This is a genomic window from Komagataeibacter medellinensis NBRC 3288, from assembly GCF_000182745.2.
Classification (GTDB): domain Bacteria; phylum Pseudomonadota; class Alphaproteobacteria; order Acetobacterales; family Acetobacteraceae; genus Komagataeibacter; species Komagataeibacter medellinensis.
Genome location: NC_016027.1, coordinates 1,805,882 through 1,825,086 on the forward strand (window position 1 = coordinate 1,805,882; position 19,205 = coordinate 1,825,086).

At 60.2% G+C, this 19,205-nt stretch carries 16 protein-coding genes and 2 pseudogenes; 10 read left to right on the plus strand and 8 right to left on the minus strand.

The genetic code is table 11. From position 1 onward, the window contains the following. Positions 1-30 precede the first annotated feature (30 nt). The gene (locus tag GLX_RS08395; RefSeq protein WP_014105556.1) at positions 31-765 is read right to left on the minus strand and encodes a response regulator; all 735 of its coding nucleotides are present in this window, start codon (positions 763-765) and stop codon (positions 31-33) included. A 5-nt stretch (positions 766-770) separates the two neighbouring features. After that, positions 771-1,475, minus strand: coding sequence for a phosphate signaling complex protein PhoU (gene phoU / locus GLX_RS08400; RefSeq protein ID WP_014105557.1), 705 nt, complete (start codon positions 1,473-1,475; stop codon positions 771-773). 171 nt (positions 1,476-1,646) lie between these two features. Here phoU and GLX_RS08405 point away from each other — a divergent pair, with 171 nt between their 5' ends. Next, positions 1,647-3,974 (plus strand): TonB-dependent receptor, encoded by a 2,328-nt coding sequence (locus GLX_RS08405; RefSeq protein ID WP_041247289.1) that lies wholly within the window; start codon positions 1,647-1,649, stop codon positions 3,972-3,974. Here the strand turns inward: GLX_RS08405 and GLX_RS08410 are convergent. Beyond that, positions 3,923-5,308, minus strand: a complete 1,386-nt coding sequence (locus tag GLX_RS08410) for an MFS transporter (RefSeq protein WP_041247290.1) — start codon at positions 5,306-5,308, stop codon at positions 3,923-3,925. The genes GLX_RS08405 and GLX_RS08410 overlap by 52 nt on opposite strands. Beyond that, positions 5,305-5,490, minus strand: a complete 186-nt coding sequence (locus GLX_RS18065) for a hypothetical protein (RefSeq protein WP_148268565.1) — start codon at positions 5,488-5,490, stop codon at positions 5,305-5,307. Before GLX_RS18065 ends, GLX_RS08410 begins: the two co-directional genes overlap by 4 nt. Before the next feature lie 108 nt (positions 5,491-5,598). On the opposite strand from GLX_RS18065, the gene GLX_RS08415 reads away from it, so the two are divergent. From GLX_RS08415 to GLX_RS08425, 3 genes are all read left to right on the plus strand, one after another. Beyond that, entirely contained in the window at positions 5,599-6,522 is a 924-nt protein-coding gene (locus GLX_RS08415; protein ID WP_014105560.1) for a glucosamine inositolphosphorylceramide transferase family protein, read from the plus strand. A 284-nt stretch (positions 6,523-6,806) separates the two neighbouring features. Next, entirely contained in the window at positions 6,807-7,802 is a 996-nt protein-coding gene (locus tag GLX_RS08420) for a hypothetical protein (RefSeq protein WP_014105561.1), read from the plus strand. A gap of 187 nt (positions 7,803-7,989) precedes the next feature. Continuing rightward, entirely contained in the window at positions 7,990-9,984 is a 1,995-nt protein-coding gene (locus GLX_RS08425; protein WP_041247291.1) for an AAA family ATPase, read from the plus strand. Positions 9,985-10,074: 90 nt separating this feature from the next. Here the strand turns inward: GLX_RS08425 and GLX_RS08430 are convergent, their stop codons facing one another. Then, entirely contained in the window at positions 10,075-10,914 is an 840-nt protein-coding gene (locus GLX_RS08430) for an acid phosphatase (RefSeq protein WP_014105563.1), read from the minus strand. A gap of 155 nt (positions 10,915-11,069) precedes the next feature. Between GLX_RS08430 and GLX_RS08435 the strand changes: the two genes are divergently transcribed. Next, on the plus strand, positions 11,070-11,279 hold the full coding sequence (locus GLX_RS08435) for a hypothetical protein (RefSeq protein ID WP_014105564.1): 210 nt from the start codon (positions 11,070-11,072) through the stop codon (positions 11,277-11,279). 43 nt (positions 11,280-11,322) lie between these two features. Here GLX_RS08435 and GLX_RS17195 read toward each other — a convergent pair. Then, positions 11,323-12,072: pseudogene (locus GLX_RS17195) on the minus strand (IS5 family transposase). Positions 12,073-12,675: 603 nt separating this feature from the next. Beyond that, on the minus strand, positions 12,676-13,632 hold the full coding sequence (locus GLX_RS08450; RefSeq protein WP_014105567.1) for an alpha/beta hydrolase: 957 nt from the start codon (positions 13,630-13,632) through the stop codon (positions 12,676-12,678). A gap of 518 nt (positions 13,633-14,150) precedes the next feature. On the opposite strand from GLX_RS08450, the pseudogene GLX_RS17200 reads away from it, so the two are divergent. Beyond that, positions 14,151-14,709 (plus strand): annotated as a pseudogene (locus tag GLX_RS17200) (IS5 family transposase); the annotation flags it as partial. 55 nt (positions 14,710-14,764) lie between these two features. Here GLX_RS17200 and GLX_RS08455 read toward each other — a convergent pair. Next, the gene (locus tag GLX_RS08455) at positions 14,765-15,103 is read right to left on the minus strand and encodes a hypothetical protein (protein WP_041247292.1); all 339 of its coding nucleotides are present in this window, start codon (positions 15,101-15,103) and stop codon (positions 14,765-14,767) included. 257 nt (positions 15,104-15,360) lie between these two features. Between GLX_RS08455 and GLX_RS08460 the strand changes: the two genes are divergently transcribed. The 4 genes from GLX_RS08460 (at position 15,361) to GLX_RS08475 (ending at position 19,136) form a co-directional block, all read left to right on the plus strand. Continuing rightward, the gene (locus GLX_RS08460; RefSeq protein ID WP_014105569.1) at positions 15,361-15,900 is read left to right on the plus strand and encodes a DUF1269 domain-containing protein; all 540 of its coding nucleotides are present in this window, start codon (positions 15,361-15,363) and stop codon (positions 15,898-15,900) included. Between the two features lie 102 nt (positions 15,901-16,002). Further along, on the plus strand, positions 16,003-17,133 hold the full coding sequence (locus GLX_RS08465) for an L-dopachrome tautomerase-related protein (protein ID WP_014105570.1): 1,131 nt from the start codon (positions 16,003-16,005) through the stop codon (positions 17,131-17,133). Positions 17,134-17,296: 163 nt separating this feature from the next. Further along, the gene (locus tag GLX_RS08470) at positions 17,297-17,893 is read left to right on the plus strand and encodes a TetR/AcrR family transcriptional regulator (RefSeq protein ID WP_014105571.1); all 597 of its coding nucleotides are present in this window, start codon (positions 17,297-17,299) and stop codon (positions 17,891-17,893) included. Positions 17,894-17,978: 85 nt separating this feature from the next. Then, the gene (locus tag GLX_RS08475) at positions 17,979-19,136 is read left to right on the plus strand and encodes an iron-containing alcohol dehydrogenase (protein WP_014105572.1); all 1,158 of its coding nucleotides are present in this window, start codon (positions 17,979-17,981) and stop codon (positions 19,134-19,136) included. The last annotated feature ends 69 nt before the right edge of the window (positions 19,137-19,205 follow it).

Here is a 19,205-nt window from a genome sequence, read left to right on the forward strand (position 1 = left end):
TTCACCGAACCGGTTTTCGGTAGGAATGTTTTAGTTCGCCTTGCCATCATCAAGCATGTAACCGCTGGAACGCACGGTGCGGATCAGGTCCGCGCCACCGCTGGCGTTCAGCGCCAGACGCAGCCTGCGGATGTGCACGTCCACCGTGCGTTCTTCCACATGAATGCGATCATCCCACGCGGCAGCCAGTATTTCCGCGCGTGAGAACACGCGGCGCGGGTTACGCAGCAGATGCAGCAGGATCCGGTATTCGGTCGGACCAAGGGCGATCGTGCTATCGCCGCGCGTGACCCGACGGCCGCCATGGTCCACCGTCACATCGGCAAAGCGCAGTACATCAGCATCCTGTTCAGCGCCTCCCGCCACGCCTCGGCCCGCACACCGCCGCATGACCGCACGCACGCGCGCATGCAGTACATCCATCCCGCAGGGCTTGACCAGATAGTCATCAGCCCCGGTATCCAGTGCATGGATGGAATCGCGTTCCTCCCCACGCGCGGTCAGCATGATCACAGGCAGGTAGCGCGTGGTCGTGGCCATGCGCAGCCTGCGGCACACATCCACCCCGGACAGGCCGGGCATCATCCAGTCCAGCAGCACGAGGTCGGGCTTCCATTCCGTTACCTCCCGCAGGGCATCCACCCCGTTATCCACGGGCATGACCGCGTGGCCCGCCGCTTCAAGGTTGTAGGACAGCATGACGGACAGGGCGGCATCATCCTCCGCCACAAGGATGCGCAGCGGCCGGTCAACCTGTGGGTTCACGGCACCTAGCTCCCCTGTCCTGAAAAGCTGCCGCGCGGGCGCACCACCGGCAGGATCTCACCGGTTGCGGTATAGTACACGCGCTCGGCAATGTTGGTGGCATGGTCACCGATACGTTCCAGGTTCTTGGCAATGAACAACAGGTGGGTACAGGCGCTGATGTTACGCGGATCTTCCATCATGTAGGTAACCAGTTCACGGAACATGGCGTTATAGAGTTCATCCACCGCCGTATCGGACTGCCAAACTTCCCGCGCAAGGTCGGCATTGCGCTGGCCGAGCGCATCAATCGCGCGCCGCAGGTTGTCCTGCACAAGCCGGCCCATACCACGCAGGCCGCTGAGCGATACGCGCGCGTTCACCAGTTCCACGCGCAGCGAACGCCGGGCGATGGAGGCCGCGCAGTCACCAATACGCTCTAGGTCTCCCGTGATCTTGAGTGCCGAGACGACCTCGCGCAGGTCACCTGCCACGGGCGAGCGCAGGGCGAGTATGCGGATGACCATCGCCTCCACATCGCGTTCCAGCGTATCGACCTGGGGGTCGAGGTCGGAAGCAACGCCAGCGGCATTTTCATCCATATCAGCAATGGCCGCGACAGCCTGCGAGGTCTGCCGTTCCACCAGGCCGCCCATACGCGCCATCATGGAGCGCATCTGCTCGAGTTCCTGCTCGTAACTGCTTACGATATGTGCCGATTCCTGTTCCACCCGCAAACCTTTCCACCTGTCCGTACATTTATACGGGATATGCCCGATATCAGGGCTTACGATACGTCACGCGAGTATACTATATCGGTCCCGCATTTGTTCAAAGCGATCTCATACCCGCCCGCACTGACACATAATAATGAAATAAAAAGATTTTTGCAGGAACGCCCCATGCCGCACGCCACCCGCCACCCCGCTGCGCCGCGGGCCTGCCCCCTTTCATCCCGGCTGACGCTTGGCGTAGCACTGGGTGCTTTGCTGGGCATGAGTGTTGATCCTGCCCTGGCCACGCCGCGCAAGGGCAGCACCACCCCGCCTGGCCCGCAGGGCACGACCGCCCCGCCCGACAAGGCGGAAACCCTGACCGTGACAAGCCAGCATGTAGTGGGCACCCAGCCCGGCGGCGGCCTGATCCGCGAGGAAGACGCACCGAAATCGGTCAGTACGATCGGTACGGATTTCATGCGCAAGCAGGCCCCCAGTGCCACGGCGTTCGACATGGTCAGCCTGCTACCCGGCGCCAACGTGGCCTCATCAGACGCGCTGGGCTTTTCACCCCAGACCAACATAACCGTGCGTGGACTGGGCGGAGATTCGATCGGCTACCTGCTTGAAGGCATGCCGCTCAACGATATTGCCTATTACAACGGCTATCCCGGCCAGTTTGCTGATACCGAGAACTACCAGAGCGTCTCCCTCGCGCAGGGGGCAGCCGACCTTGATGCCCCTGTGCTCAACGCGGCGGGTGGCCTGATGAACATGACCTTCCGTGACCCCTCCCTGCGGGCCGGGGGATATGCGGATGTCTCGTACGGGTCATACAACACCAACCGGCAGTTCCTGCGGCTTGAAACCGGGCAGATCGGCAATACGGGCCTGCGTGGTTTCGTATCCTACTCCCACGGTTATACCGACAACTGGCGTGGCCCCGGCCATGACGAGCGCCAGCACATAGACTTCAAGTTCCTGCGCGAATGGGGGGATGGCAACCGGGTCTCGCTGATCGGCACATGGAACACGATGGTGGCCAGCTACTACCCCACCGTGAACAAGGCCAACTGGCAGGCACAGGGGCCGCATGGGGCCGCCAACAACCTTGCCGCCAGCTACAACCCGAACAATGCCGCAGACGGCACCAACTACTGGGAACTGTACCGTCAACCCGAACGCATTGCCTACATGGCGGCCCCCGCGCGCTTCACGCTGGCACGTAACCTGCACCTGAAGGTCACGCCCTATGCGCAGTGGAGCTACGGCAATAACCCCAGCGGCACGACCATGGGCGATGCCGGGCTATGTGACGGCACGGGAGGGTGCGACATGAATGCGGTGGTACGCGCCAACTGGAAGCAGACCAGCTACCGCTCGGGCTTCAACACTACGCTGGACTGGCAACTGGGCAATCATGACCTGGTGTTCGGCTACTGGTACGACTACTCCGATGATAGCGAACACCAGCCCTTCACCGCCGTCAATGCACAGGGTTATGCGACCGACATATGGGTGGACCGGATTAGTCGCACCCTGCTTGACGCGAGTGGACAGCAGGTGAATGCGGGCAGCTATCACATGGTATCGCAGACCAATGCCCTCTATATCGGTGACCGGATGCATTTCCTGCGCCGCAGGCTGATGGTCGATGTGGGCTTCAAGGAAGTGATGCTGGACCGCACCGGCACCACTACCTCTGCCGGGGTGCAGACGGCTGCTGGCAGCAACAGTGCCACCCCCCTGCCGCGTATCGCGATCCGCTATGCCATCACGCCACACCACATGGTATTCTTCAACACTACCACCAGTTTCCGCACGCCAGATGAGACCGCACTATTCGGTGGGGTCACGGCCAGCGGCATCACAACACAGCTTAAAAATGAATATTCCGTGTCGGAAGAACTGGGCTACCGCTATAACGGCAACCTGCTAATGGGCAGCCTGACCCTGTTCAATTACGACTTCACCAACCGCGAGATCCAGACCCAGATCGGCCAGATCGAATCCACCATCAATGGTGGCGGCCAGACCTCACGCGGGGTAGATGTGGAAATCGGTATGAAGCCCTGGCACCACTGGGCGCCCTACGTGTCGGGCGAGTACCTGCATGCCACCATCGACAGCGACATCCCCAATGGAGCCGGCCTGCTGGCCACACGCGGCAAAACCGCGGTGGAAAGCCCGCGGCTGCAGGCTTCCGCCGGGCTGAGCTATGATGATGGGCACTTTTTCGGCATGGCATCCATCCATTATGTCGGGCGGCAGTATGCCACCTTCATGAATGATGAGCGCATGCCCGACCACACCACGGGCAACCTGGCCATCGGGTACCGGATGGATGACCACGCGTTTCTCGCGCACCCTGAATTTCGGATGAATTTCAACAATATCACCAACCAGCATTACCTCTCTGGCGTGGCAACCCCAACGCTTACAGCGGCTAACGGACCGCAATACTACGTGGGCGGCGGGCTGGCCGTGCTGTTTACGGCGGCCACGGGGTTCTGAGCGGACAGCGCACGCAGCACCACTCCACCCGCCAGCAGGTACAGCACGCCTGGCACCAGCAGGAAGCCGGCATGAATACCTGCCTGCGCATGCGCTGACTGTACGCTCTCCCCGCTGGTCAGGCCAAATGCCGCCAGCACCCCGGCCAGCAGGCTGCCACCAATGTCAAACGCCATCTTGGACGCCGTGGAGTTGAGGGCCCAGGCCAGCCCCACCGTCTGCACGCCACCAGCCACACGGTCCCGGTCCAGACAGTGCGCAAGCAGGGTAAAACAGACCGGGTTGCAGATCCCCACGCACAGGCCAAACAATGCAAGCAGGCTGCCCGTTACCTCCAACCGCGCAGGCAGCCCGTACGCCACCAGCAAAACAGCCCCCGCCGCTACTGTACCACCGCGCATGACGCGCGCCGCCCCCCACCGCAGCGCCAGTGGCAGGGACACACAGCACCCCACCAGCACCATCAGGCTGATCAGGCCCAGCAGTCCGCCCGCCATGTAGTCCTTCTGCCCCAGCACATAGCGCACATCATATACCAGCGCGCCAAACAGGAAGGTGCTGCCCAGCATGGTCAGCAGCATGGCCCCGGTCAGCCGCCGCCACCTCCGGTTGGCCATAAGGGCGGCTACAAGCCGGCGGACAGGCGCACGCACCGTTTTACCGGCATGCGCGGGCGTCACCACGCGCTCGTGGCAGAAACGGGCCGACAGCCACAAAAGTCCACCCACAACACACGCCACCCCCACCATGAACAGGGCAAATCCTACCTGCCGGTTGCCATGGCCCAGCCAGTCCACTGCGGGCAGGGTCACGATGCTGATGACAAACCCACCCAGCGTAGCCCCGACCATGCGGCTGGTAGCCAGGCGCAGGCGCATGTCCGGGACAGATGTGATCAGGCTGGTCATGGCGCCATAGGCGGTGTTGACCACGCCATAGGCTACGCACAGGCCCATGTAGCCCATGGCGGCACAGACGCCGCGCACCACGACCGGCCACCCACCTGGCAGTGGCACGAAGGTCAGCATGACCAGCAGCATGAACGGCACAATGCCCGCGCGCAGCAGCGGCAGGGCCTGCCTGCCCACCGGCCTGCGATCAATCCACACCCCCACTGCCGGATCAGTCAGCAGGCTGGCCGCGCGCGCGGCCATGAGCATGAAGCCCACCATCTGCACCGGGAAAAGGCAGATTTCGGTATAGAAGTATGCAAGGTAGCTGAGCATCAGCCCCCAGATGATGTTGAACCCCATGTCACCCGCGCCAAACGCCACGATCTCCAGCATCCCGACAGGGGGCGGCGTAGGCATGGCGGCCCCACGCGCATACCTCATCCCGACGTAGCCTGCTGGCGCATGACCCATGCGTAATGGGCAATGGGGGCACCGGTCGTACCATTGTCGCAAACATGGTGGCAGACAGGATACAGGGCTGCGGTGCCCGGTAGGCCCGCCACTGCCATCTCCCTGCCTGCTCCCCCCATGGTCCGGCAACGGGGTTGTTCCGCCCTGCCCATGCTTGCTATTCCCCTGACATGTGCCTCTGGTACAGATGATAGCTGGCATATTGCAGCATATGCGTATTTGCAAATCCGCCATGGCAGGAATGAACAGGGACCGCACGCATGGGACTGGGCCGGACCGACATATGGCAGACGGGCATTATCGATCGCCCTCTGCCCGATATACTGCGTGCGGGGCAACTGGATGGCCTGCCGGTTACGTGGCTGCCCGATCCCGGCCCCTTCCGCTTCCTTGCCGACCCGTTTGGCATCTGGCACGAAAACAGGTTGTACCTGTTTGCCGAGGCCTATGACTACCGCGTCAGGGTCGGGCGGATCGATGTATTCATCCTCGACCGCGCGCTGCGCCTGCTGGCCCATGCGCCCGTACTGGTGGAACCGTGGCACCTGTCCTATCCCGTTATCCTACGCGAGCGGGACGGTACATTCGTCATGATGCCGGAATCGGGTGGCAGCGGCAGGCAGCGCCTGTACCGCGCAACGGATTTTCCCTATCGCTGGCAGGAAGTGGAAGGGTGCGCCTTTCCCGGCCCCATGATCGACGCCTCCCCCCTGTTCCATGATGGACGGTGGTGGCTGTTCTACACACCGTGGCATGAACTTGAGCGGCCCCGCGTCGATACGCTGCATGTTGCCTGGGCCGACAGGCTGGCTGGCCCATGGCACCAGCACCCCGGTAACCCCGTACGCCGCGATATCCACAGCGCACGCCCCGGTGGCACGCCGGTGGCCATGGAGGACGGTACCATCATCCTGCCTACGCAGGACTGCGCGCAAACTTATGGCGGGGCTATCACGCCACTGGCCATAACCACCCTGACCACCCGGGAATTCGCAGCTCATCCGCGACCCATGCTCCATGCGCCCGCCCCATGGCGCCCCGCAACCGACGGGCTGCATACCCTGTCTGCGGCCGGAACCGTAACCTTGGTCGATGCCAAACATACCAGTCGTTCGGTCATACGCCGGGCCGGGGTAGATATTGCCCGCATGACCCGCGAACTTATCCGCCACATACCGCGTTAGATTCAGGGTAGCCCATGGCGCCGCCCCAGCAGGCATAAAAATCTGTCATGAATTTAATGTGATATTAATTAGCAATATCACATAATATGCCTGTAACATACATCAATGCGGCACCCCATGGCACGCGTGTCACACACGCCCCTGATGTATAGGGGAAACATGCCGTTATCCCCATTACCGGCAACACTGCACGGTACGGGGACCAACCCATGCGGACGTAGCCCTTTGCTCGGACCGCCAACCCGCCCTGATCCTTCGGCCACAGATACTTCAAGGACTGCCTGATGCGTGAACTTCACACCGCCCCGGCTGCCTGGCATCTGCAGCATTCGCACCCCGAGACGCTGGTAAGCTATTTTGACCCATGGCAGCCAGTCACGCGGCAGCTTGACATGCTTGCGCACCGCTTCAGTGCCGTAAAGGCCCTGTGCGATGCACAGATGGACAGCCCCGCCACGGAAAATGCCGAATTGGCCGCGCTGCGCGACTCGCTTGCATTCCATCTGCTGCGAGCGAGTATGTGGTGGCAGGTCGATTTTTCGCCCCGTGCCGTAACCGGCCTGCAAGCGACCAGTTTCATGCAGCATGTCCGCCGCCATACCGACCGGATGGTGGATGACGAGACCCTGCTTGATGTCCTAACGTGGCAGCACTACATGCACCGTGCCGATAGCGGTCATATCATGGTGACAGGCGTCGACCCGCTGTGTCGTGGTAACACCACCATCCTGTACGGCATTGACGGTCACCGCGGCTTCCGCTTTGCCCTGCGGCGCGCGGGGCAGTCCCTGTCATGGAACGACATCACGCACCCTGATTTCATTGCGGCATGCCTTAATGCCCGGGCCCTGCACTGCCTGCTCGAGACGGAATGCACGGCGATTGGCGAATGGGATCTTGCGCGTGAGGAGCATATCCAGGCATCGCGCTACCATACCCAGCATTTCCGTACCGCAAATCAGCCCACCGCAGTGGAAAACTATGCCACGGCGCTGGAACAGTTCAGCCGCTGCCGCTCGCGCTTCGGGCGGTTCGAGTTCGAGAGCATCGTCAACAAAATGGCATTCTCGGTCATCCTGGCCGCTCATGAACAGAGCGCAAGCATTGCCGACCTGCTTCGCCATGGTGCAACGCGACCGGTCAGTTCGCGGGTTGCCGGCAGCCTGAAAAAACGTGCACGCACCCATGTGGCCACTGGTACCGACCCCCTGCGCCGCCCCGGGCTTGATGCCATGCTGGACCAGGTCGAGACCGGTTTCGCCCTGTCGGGGGGCAACTGAACGCGGGTGGGGGAAAACATATTCCCCTTCCCCACGCGACATCTGCGCCAGCAACCCCTATATTGCACAGGAGTAGCAGGAGACCCGATACATGGCGCTAGCCAGAAGCAGAAAACCGGTACCCCGGCGCCGGACGGCCCAGCCCCGCTCACCACGCGTACGGGGTGAGACACGCCGCCTGCTGGAAATGCTGTGTATCCTGCATGGTTCGATCCACCGAGGGTCACGTGATGCAGGCGCCCTGGTGCGCTGCGTGGTGCAGGCACAGCCCGATCTGGGCCTGCCGGACAAGGATCTGCCCGCCAGCCCCCGCCATGATGGCGAGAACCCGCCCACCGCCACAGAATGGAAGCGCCTTGGTCACGCGCTGGAGGAAGTGCGCCTCCAGCATGCGGGCGACCGGGGTTACGTGGATACGTGGCTCGAGGAACTGACCCAGGCCACTGGGCTGGGCCGGGTGGCAAGCGAAGTGCTGGGCCTTGCCATGTGCTACCGGCTGAATGGGCATTTCGAACAGTTGTGGGATGACCTGTGCGAGAACCGCTCGCGCGGGCCGTTCCTGTGCGAGGATATCCCGCTGCTGCACTTGCTTCTAGGGCAAGAGGAGGATGCGATCGCCACTGCCCTGGCCCCGGATGGCCAGTTGCGCATGAGCGGGCTGATGACCGTGGACGAGGATGGCGACATTACCCTGCTGCCCCGTCTCATGGCGCTGATGAACCGGCGCGCAAACGTAGTGGGCGACATTCGCTCCCTGCTGCTGGGCCAGCCGCGCGCGGCAACCCTGCCATGGGATGCCTTTGCTCATCTGGGCCAGCAGGCGGAGATCGCGGCAAAGCTGGTGAAAGCCGCCATCGCGCAGCATGCTACGGGCATCAATATCCTGCTGTACGGTCCGCCGGGCACCGGCAAGACCGAATTTGCGGCAACGCTGGCCCACCATATCGGCGCAACCCTGTACCCTGTGGGTGAAGCCGACAGCGCAGGCGACGAACCTTCGCGTCATGAACGCCTGGCCGACCTGCGGTGCAGCACGCGGCTTTTGCGCAACACCGATTCCATCCTGCTGTTTGACGAGGCGGAGGACCTGTTCACCGCCAGTCTGTTCGACCCGCCACAGTCCTACAGCCGTGTCTTCTTCCATCGCCTGCTGGAACAGGGCGGCACGCCCGTCATCTGGACAGCAAACGACCTGAATACGCTTGGCCCCGCCATTGCGCGGCGCATGGCGCTGTGCATCGAAGTCCGCCAGCCCGGAATCGGTGTGCGCACCCGCCTGTGGCAGGACATGGCACGGGAGGAAAAGGTGGCCCTGGCCCCGGCGGATGCCGCCGACCTTGCCCGTGCCATTCCCGCAGCGCCGGCCATTTTCCGCAACGCGCTGCGCTCCACCCATCTGGCAAATGGGGATTCGGCCATGGCCAGCATGATCGCGACCGGTATTGCCCGTGCGGCCGCAGGCGGCCAGATGCCCATGCCATCACAGCCGGACGTGGCGGATTACGATGCAACGCTGATCAATGCGGATTGCGACCTCAATGCCCTGACCGCGCGCCTTGCCCGCCCCGGCGCGCCGCGCGCGGTGTCACTCCTGCTGTCCGGGCCGCCGGGTTCAGGCAAGAGTGCCTATGCCCGCCATCTGGCCACCCGGATGGACATGCCGGTGCTGCAGAAGCGCGCGTCTGACCTGCTGGACAAGTATGTCGGCCAGAGCGAGCAGCAGATTGCCGCAGCCTTTGCCGAAGCATGCGACAGTGGCGCCTTTCTGGTAATTGACGAGGCCGACAGCCTGCTGGGCGACCGCCGGGCGGCCGAACGCTCATGGGAGATCAGCCAGGTCAACGAAATGCTGACATGGATGGAGCAGCACCCGCTGCCCTTTGCCTGCACCACCAACCTGGTGGAAAAGCTGGACCCCGCCAGCATGCGGCGCTTCCTGTTCCGCGCGCGTTTTGACTACCTGACCGAACAGCAGGCGGCGCATGCGTTCCAGAGCTTCTTTGGCAAGACCGCACCCGCCGCGCTACGCCATGTGCGCACACTGGTACCATCGGATTTCGCGCTGGTGCTGCGCCGGGCGCGCCTGCTGGATGAAGACCCCACGCCGGATGAACTGCTTGAGCGCCTGCGGACGGAAACGGCGGGGCGGGACGGCAACCGGCGGATCGGGTTCCTGTCCTGATCCTTTAAGGATGTAAAACGTAAAGAAGTTTTTGGGTGCCGTGTTTTTAGAAAAAAGCTTCACCAAAAACTTTTATTACTTGTGAACTATCTACTGGGGTGGATGGGCAGCGGCATCCGCTTCCACCGCGCATTCGGCGGCGGGCGGTGCGGCCATGGTGGTGCGCAGGGCCATGACCTCGGTCCGGGCCGCATCCATTTCCTGCCGGAAGCCCTCATCCTGCTCCATGGCGGAATACAGCACGCCACCATTAAGCCAACCCGCCGTGACATCGCTCTGCCACTGCACGCCGCACACAACCCGGCTTTCCCCGAACACGCGGGCACGCTGCATGATCCATGCCGTGCGTTCGGGCAGGATATCGGCCAGGATCAGCCCCGCCACCCAGCCCAGCGTGGCATGGAGCGAGGGGTAGGACGGGTCCTGCCGCAGACTGGCACGCAGGGGAATGCACAACGGCAATTCGGCTTCGGTAAACGGACGTGGGCGGTTCCATAGCGTTTTCTGCGCGTGCACGGCCGGGTCAAGCCGGCGTTCGATACGGGCAAACAGGCCTACCAACTCCGGCAGGTGTTCGGGCGGTAGGGTAAAGCCCACCGCGCAGGAAAAGGCCGAGACTAGATGGGCGGGCGTATCGCGGTTATCGGCCTGCGCCAGCTTCCACCGCAGCGTGCCTTCCAATGCACGGGTAGCCGCATAGATGGAAGCATCCGCCGCGCGCTGCGCCGTCTCCGGTCCCGGCGGCGGAGGCAGGAAAACCTGGCCATCAGGCAGGGGCGGACCTACCGGTGCCTCGGTGGTGGTGGTATGCCGCGCGACCACGTTCGACCCATGGTGGTGGGGGTGTGCCCGCGCGGGTGCTGCCAGCAGCACGGTCATCACAGCACAGGCGGCAAGCGTGCCAGCAGGGGCACAGCGATCAAGGCGCATTCTTTTCCTGTCAGTTCACCGGTAGCCATGACCCGTATGGCCTAGCATGCGCATAGCATGCACGGCGACGGGGGCAAATCCTGACATGAAAGACGCTGCTTCTGCCACGCCGGTTTTTATGGCATGCTGGCACCAAAACCTGGAGAGCTGCCGCCATGAACCGCAAGAACCCGATATGGCCCGTTACGGTCAGCCCCGTGCGCATCGGCCTGTGCGTGGTTGGGCTAACACTGGTGGTGGTCCAGTTCATCCACGGACTGAACATAACGCCCGACTACATGCCAGGGCAGGTCATGTTCCATATCGCCATGCTTGCCCTTGGGGCAATCGTGTTTGTGGCGGGTATGTGGGGGCCATCGCTTTAGACGGCTCCATTTAAGAGACTGTTTGAAAATAACCTGTTGGGAATTATCTTGAATTGATGACTGCGCCAACGAGAGAGATCATGGCTGCGCATGATCTGTCAGTCTTCTCGCTTCGCATGGCGATGCGCCTGAACGCCTTGAGCTTGCAGAAGACGTTCTCGATGAGATGGCCTACCTTGCAGGGCGCCATCGAAGGGGCGCCTGTCGATGCGGTTTTTGCGCTGGAGAATGACCACGCAGGCACCTTGCGCGTGTAGGGCGTCCACGATCCAGTGGACGTCAAACGCTTTGTCAGCAAGAATTCCCTCGGAATCCACCGGTTCGAGCAGGGGTGCAACGCCGACCGTGTCATAATGCTGGCCGGAGATGAGCGTAAAGCGGACCAGATTACCCAGGGCATCGGTCATGGCGATGATCCTGGTCGACCACCCTGTCACACTGCGTCCTGTTGCCTGGCTTTGGGGTCCTGTTTTGCGCCCTGACCGTGGCGGTGAACCCGAACCACCGTGCTGTCGATCATCGCATAATCCATGTCGGCATCGTCAGAGACAGCTTCAGAAAGCCGTTTGAAAACACCGGCTTTCATCCAGTCACTGTAGCGGGAATAAACCGGGTTCCAATGTCCGAAATACGTTGGCAGGTCCCGTCACGGACTCCCGGTCCGCGCTATCCATAAGACCGCTTTGATAAAGAGGCGGTTATCCTTCCCGCTGCATCCCCGATCCGTCTTCTTGCCAAGGCATAGCAGTTCCATTTTCGCCCATTGGGCATCGGTCAGGATGAAGCGATCCATCTCAACTTTGAAACGCATCACGGCCCTTTAGAAAACCCAATTCCAAACGACCTCTGAAAGAATCTTTACCAGAAGCTTACTTATAATTACAGGATGTTTTTCAAGAAGTCTTGTTAGACAAGCCTCCAAGTCAAAGCGACCAGATCCATGTCCTTCTGGTGGATACATCCAAGAAATGACGAGATGAATCCGGATATATCCTGCAGGCTTGGCAGGCGTAATCAGGTAACGGTATATGGGAACATGTAAGCGTGCTGCGGGAAGGTATGCTGTGGTCCTTTGTTGTTCCCGTACCTCGACACGCCTGCTTTGTTCAGGCCGTATTCCCCGAATCCGGCAGGAAAATCGGCAGCATAACAGACCATATTTTCACACTTCCATCTGGAAGCCGGAAGACTGCCCTCCCCAACGGTGATCCGGTTCATGATATGCGTGTATATATCAGGGATATTGCTTGCCCGCACCATAAGCAAACCAGACGCTCAGCAATTCACTGCATATAAAAATATCACCCTGTTCTGCCAACCAACATGACGACACGGTAAAATGCCCCATCGTCCGCCGGTCATGACAACATGGTCACGGCCGGCGGCAAGCTTTATATTACAGGTTCAGGGTCCGCTTCAGGCCCGCGCAATATGCATCCATGAACCGGCGCGACAGTTCCGCATCGGGCACGAACATGTCAAAGACATGATATGCGCCCGGCACGACCATGACTTCGGTTGGCACACCTGCGGCCATAAGGCGGCGGCTGTAGTCCAGATCCTCGCACAGGAACAGGTCCATTGACCCCACTCCGACAAAGGTCGGCGGCAGGCCCGACAGGTCCTTTGCCCGCGCGGCCGATGCATAGGCAGGCGTGTCGTCACCCCCTGCCGCAGTCCCCAGATACGCTTCCCATGCGTATTTATTGGCCGAACGGGTCCAGACATATTCACCAAAATCGGGCGCGGGATCGACCTTCGTCGCCGTACGATCATCCAGCATAGGATAGATCAACAACTGATAGGCCAGTTTGTATTCCTTGCGGTCCCGCGCCATCAGCGCCAGTGCGGCACTCAGGCCGCCACCGGCACTTTCACCCGCCACGACAACCTTGTCGCGGTTGATACCCAGTCCGGGCGCGTTTTCATGCACCCATTTCAAGGCCGCATAACAATCCTCGATCGCGCCGGGATACCTGACTTCCGGTGCCAGCCGGTAATCAACCGAGACAATGACAAACCCCATCCTGCTGGCCAGTACCTGGCACTTGGGATCATCTACTTCCGGATGGCCCGAAACCAGTCCGCCACCATGGATATAGACCATTGCCGGAGCATTGAGCTGCCTGGCACGAGGGCGATAGATCAGGACACGGACATCCGGTGCGCCAGCAGGGCCGGGAATGTATTCTTCCTGCGTTTCAATATCCGGCAGGGGGCGCCCTTCAATCAGCCTGACTGCAGTCATGAATACCTCACGCACTTCCGGCAGCGACCGCCCGGACAGGCCATCAAACGACGGCATTTTTTCCAAGACCGGCAGGAATTCAGGATTTACGACATTTTTGGGCATGGTGACGCTGGTCCTTTTCAATCAGAAGCCGCCCATTGGGGCGCCTTCACTTCCGGCAAGGGTCAAGCACGCATGTGTGCTTGGCCATGACCGACATCAAATAATATTCTATATTATTGAATATAAACTATAAAATTATAGGTTTTGTTTATCTGTTATATTTTAAAACCAACTTATTTTCATAGTTTATATTTTCTATATATCCTATGAATATAAAATATTATTACACTTCTGGAACTGCCCTGCTCCATCCCGTCTGGCATGGTTCATTACCAATCAGAACGTCAATGAAGGCAACGCAGACGCCACAACATGCTTTTGCATAAACAGAGCCGCGATCCACTCTTTTTACTGTCCGAAGCCTGGACGCCCACAAATCCAGCGTCTTTACAACAGATGCACCGCCACTCGTCAGATCCTGAATCATGGTAATCCATGGATTCAAAACTCGACACAAAATGCAACTGTAGCGTCAGGGCCTGTTTGGAATTGGGTTTTCTAAAGGGCCGTAATGCCTTGGCAAGAATACGGATCGCGGACGTCGCGGGAAGGATAACCGCCTCTTTATCGAAGCGGTCTTATGGATAGCGCGGACCGGCAGTTCGTGGCGGGACCTGCTAACGTATTTCGGACATTGGAACCCGGTCTATTCCCGCTACAGTGACTGGATGAAAGCCGGTGTTTTCAAACAGCTTTCTGAAGCTGTCTCTGACGATGCCGACATGGACTATGCGATGATCGACAGCACGGTGGTTCGGGTTCACCGCCACGGTCAGGGCGCAAAAGGATGCCCCAAAGCCAGGCGACAGGACGCAGTGTGACAGGGTGGTCGACCAGGATCATCGCCATGACCGATGTCCTGGGCAATCTGGTCCGCTTCACGCTCATTCCCGGCCAGTATTATGACACGGTCGGCGTTGCACCCCTTCGATGGCGCCCTGCAAGGTACGCCATCTCATCGAGAACGTCTTCTGCAAGCTCAAGGCGTTCAGGCATATCGCCATGCGAAGCGAGAAGACTGACAGATCATGCGCAGCCATGATCTCTCTCGTTGGCGCAGTCATCAATTCAAGATAATTCCAAACAGGATCTGGAAAAACTTCATCAAAAACTTTTTCTCGCGATCACAGAATTAACGCTGCTCTGAATCGGCACCGCTACCCGCCTGCGTAATGCCGCTGCGCGAGGGTGCATCGGTATCCGGCTCCACCGTACGGCTCATCCGCGCAACGCCCGCGTCATCGCCAAATCCCCGCCCCGATACACGCCGGCGGGGAACGGGATTGTCCCGCAGCACGGTTTCCAGCGCTTCAGGGTCAGTGCGCTCGGCTTCGTCAAATAGTTTATCGGCACGAGCCTGGTCGCCCGCACGCTCGGCACGCAACCCGGCCTCGGCCAGACTGCGGGCGGTAGCGTGCTTGCCTTTCCCGCCATCGTCGGGACGGTCATCATCATTCATGAAACGGGGCATCGGGTTCCCTCTCCGTATAATGCGCGACCTGAGCCATGGCCGCTGGCAGACAACACACAGCGTGAACCACGGTTCACCACCATGCACCCCGCCCGGTTTCATGGCTGGGGGGCGCCACATGCACGGCACGGGTAGACCTGCGCCCAACCGGGGGCAACCATGTCCAAAAACCGCCGCGAAATATGGCGGGCATGCATGTAATATCATGCTGACCTTACGTTGCCAGATGATGGCGACTATCACAAACGGAGTATCCTATGTCCGATCTGATCGTTGTCGGTTTTGACAACACGGCCGAAGCCACGGCCGCCCTGACCGAATGCAAGAAGCTGGAAAAGGAATACCTGCTGGATCTGGAGGACGCGGTTGTCGTAGTGCGCAGTGCTGACGGCAAGCTACACCTGCAGCAAAGCGTCAATCTGGAAAAGCTGGGTGCGTCTTACGGACTGTTTTCCGGTGGGTTCTGGGGTGCGCTGGTGGGGCTTCTGTGCCTGAACCCGCTGGCGGGTTTCGTGGCTGGCAGCCTTGTTGGCGCGGGAGCTGGTGCGATTGCGGGTAAGATGTCCGATTATGGAATTGATGACAACTTCATCAAGTCGCTTGGCGCCACCATTCCCGCCAACACATCGGCACTGTTCGTACTGGTGCGCAAGTCGCAGCCGGACAAGGTGCTGGCCGACCTTTCACAGTTCAGGGGCCATGCCCGCGTGCTGCAGACCTCGCTCTCGCCCGAGAACGAAGGCAAGCTACGCGCGGCACTGGGGCAGCTGGCGGCGGCCCCGGCTTCCGCAGCCTGATCCCACGGTCTGGCATCCTGCCCCCGTATGGCCCTGGTGCCATGTGGGGGTAGGCACGCATCCGTGATGCCACATGCGCGGGAGTGGTGATAGGCTAGGCCCATGCCAACCTTACGCCCCCGCTGGCGCCCGTGGCGCGCCATGCTTGCTGTCAGCCTGCTGTCCTGCGCCGCGCCACTGCGGCACGCCATGGCGCAGCATGCTGACAAACTCCATGTCGCCCTGACATCGGAGCGCGTCCTCAACGCTGTGGCCATTGCGGATGACGGGCGCAGGTTCGTTTCGTTTCCCTATTGGGGCGGCGGTGGCAGCAGCGGCCCCACGGTGGCCGAGATTGACGCAAGCGGCCAGACCCATGCCTTTCCCGATGCGCGCTGGAACCACCCCGATGGCACGAAGGGTATGCTCCAGCCTTTCGTGCGGGTAAACGCCATCCGTATCGGGCCAGACGGGCTGCTGTGGGTTGTAGATTCGGGCGATGCGAATGTGGGCGGCCCGCCCAGCCCGACGGGGGGCGCACCGGCCCGGCTGCTGGCCTTTGACATCATGACCGGCGCAGTGGTTCATGCTCTTTCGCTGCACGCAGCCAGCACACCGCACAGCTACATGGATGACATCCGCTTCCATAATGATACGATTTTCGTAACCGACGCAGGCGATCCGGCGCTTGTCGTGGTCAACCTCACCACCGGTGCACAGCGCCGCGTGCTGGCCCATGACCGCTCCACGACCGATGAACGCCCGATGTATGCCGAAGGCAAGCTCCTACGCGTGCATGGCCAGCCTGCCCGTATCCATGCCGACCAGCTTGAAGTCTCGCCCGATGGGCAAATCCTTTACTTCCAGCCCAGTTCTGGACCGATGTGGACCGTACCCACCGCAGCCCTTGAAAACCCGGCCCTGCCTGCCACCGACCTCGCACGCGCCGTTAACCTGTTCTACAACACGCCAAGTAGCGGCGGCAGCGCCATTGATGGCGATGGCAACCTGTATGTATCGGATGTGGACCGGTTGCGTATCCTGCGCATCACGCCGCAAGGAAAGGCCAGCACGCTGATCCATGACAAACGGCTGGTCTGGGCAGATGCCATGTGGATCGACAGCCACGGCGTGCTGTGGATTCCGGCCGTGCAACTCAACCGCACCGCCACATTCCAGTCCGATGGTGTCTCACGCGTGCGGCTGCCGGTGGCGATCTACACCATGGACCTGCATCTCAAGCCTGTCCGTTAAACATTTATTTTAAATAAACAATTGATAAATAAATACAAATTTTTATTTCGGCATTCTCTGAAGCTCTTTGCCTCTTGTTGAGGAACAGGTAGCAGACAGAAAAGAGACGACTGGTCTAATTTTTATCTGGACACTCTGACTGGTCCTCCGTATATACACTCCCATGAAGATCGCAGAAAAACATCGCGCTGCCCGGCAGCACATCCTTGAAGCGGCCCGGCCGCTGATCGGCCAGCGTGGTTTTTCGGCTGTCGGTCTGGCGCAGATACTGGATGTCGCGGGCATTCCCAAGGGATCATTTTATCACTACTTCGAGTCAAAAGAAGCATTTGGTGAGGCCCTGCTCCAGACTTACATAGATGACTATCTGATAAAGATGGATGACATTCTTGGTGACCGCAACACGAATGCAGCGCAACGGATCACCCGTTACTGTCAATTCTGGCGCGATACCCATATCGAAGGGCAGATCGGGAACAAATGCCTGATCGTAAAGCTGGCAGCCGAAGTATCAGACCTGTCCGAACGGATGCGCGCCATTCTGGATGTCGGCACCCGTACGGTCATTGACCGGATCAGCGCAGTCATTGCCACCGGTCAGGCGGAAGGGTCCATTGGCAATACACGGCAACCCGCGCCGGTGCTGGCGGCATCGCTGTACCAGCTCTGGCTGGGTTCGACGCTTATGGTGAAGATCACCCACAGCTCTCCGCCGTTTGATCATGCCAGGGCAGCAAGCAGGCAGCTACTGGAAATCTAGTTTCCGGAGCATGGCAGAGTGCCCTGTTCCACGATTTTAATAGATGACCGGTCTATTAGAGACGACCGGTCTAATAGGTGTAAAAATGCAGAATTTCGAATTCTACAACCCCACCCGGGTCCTGTTTGGCAAAGGCATGATTGCACGCCTTGATGAACAGCTGTCACCTGAAGCCCGCGTACTCGTTCTGTATGGTGGCTCCAGCGCGGAACGCAGCGGCACGCTGAATGAGGTACGAGCGGCACTGGGCAAGCGGACCTTCCGTGAGTTTGGTGGCATTGAAGCCAACCCCACTTACGAAACCCTGATGAACGCCGTGGCCATGGTACGGGCAGAAAAGCTTGACTTCCTGCTTGCAGTCGGTGGCGGATCGGTCATGGATGGCACCAAATTCGTTGCTGCCGCCGTGCCGTATGAAGGCGAACCATGGGACATTCTGGTCAGTAAGGGCGAAGCGGCAAAGAGAGCGCTGCCGCTGGGCACCGTTGTGACCCTGCCCGCCACCGGGTCTGAAATGAACTGCCTGAGCGTGATTTCACGCCAGTCAACGGGCGACAAACTGCTGTTTTCCAACCCGTTGGTCTATCCGCGCTTTTCCGTGCTCGACCCCATGCGCACCATGAGCCTGCCCATGAAGCAGGTCATCAATGGTGTTGTGGACTCCTTCGTGCATGTGATGGAGCAGTACATGACCTATCCGGTCGACGGCATGGCGCAGGACCGCTTTTCCGAAGGGCTGCTGTCCAGCCTGGTGGAAATCGGGCCGCGTATCGTCGCCACACCGGAAGATTATGATCTGCGCTCCAACCTCATGGGGGTTGCGACCCTGGCACTGAATGGCCTGATCGGCGCGGGCGTGCCGCATGACTGGACCACGCACATGATTGGCCATGAAATCACGGCAAAATACCACATCGACCACGCCCGCACGCTGGCCACGGTGTTCCCCGCCCTGCTGAAGGTGCGGCGCACTGAAAAGCGCGCCAAGCTGCTGCAGTATGCCGCACGGGTATGGAACCTGACCGAAGACAAGGAAGACGAGCGGATCGACGCGGTCATTCGCAAAACCGAGGAATTCTTTGAAAACCTTGGCGTACCAACCCACCTGTCGGCTTACGGCATCGGGGCTGAAGGCATCAACGATCTGGTGCAGCAGCTTGAAGATCACGGCATGACCCATCTGGGTGAAAACGGTGATGTCACGCTGGATGTCAGCCGCCAAATCCTCGAAGCCGCTGCCTGATTTTGACTGGAATACCACCGGGATACAGCCACGCGAGCCACGCGCCATATCCCAAGCATAACGAACTTT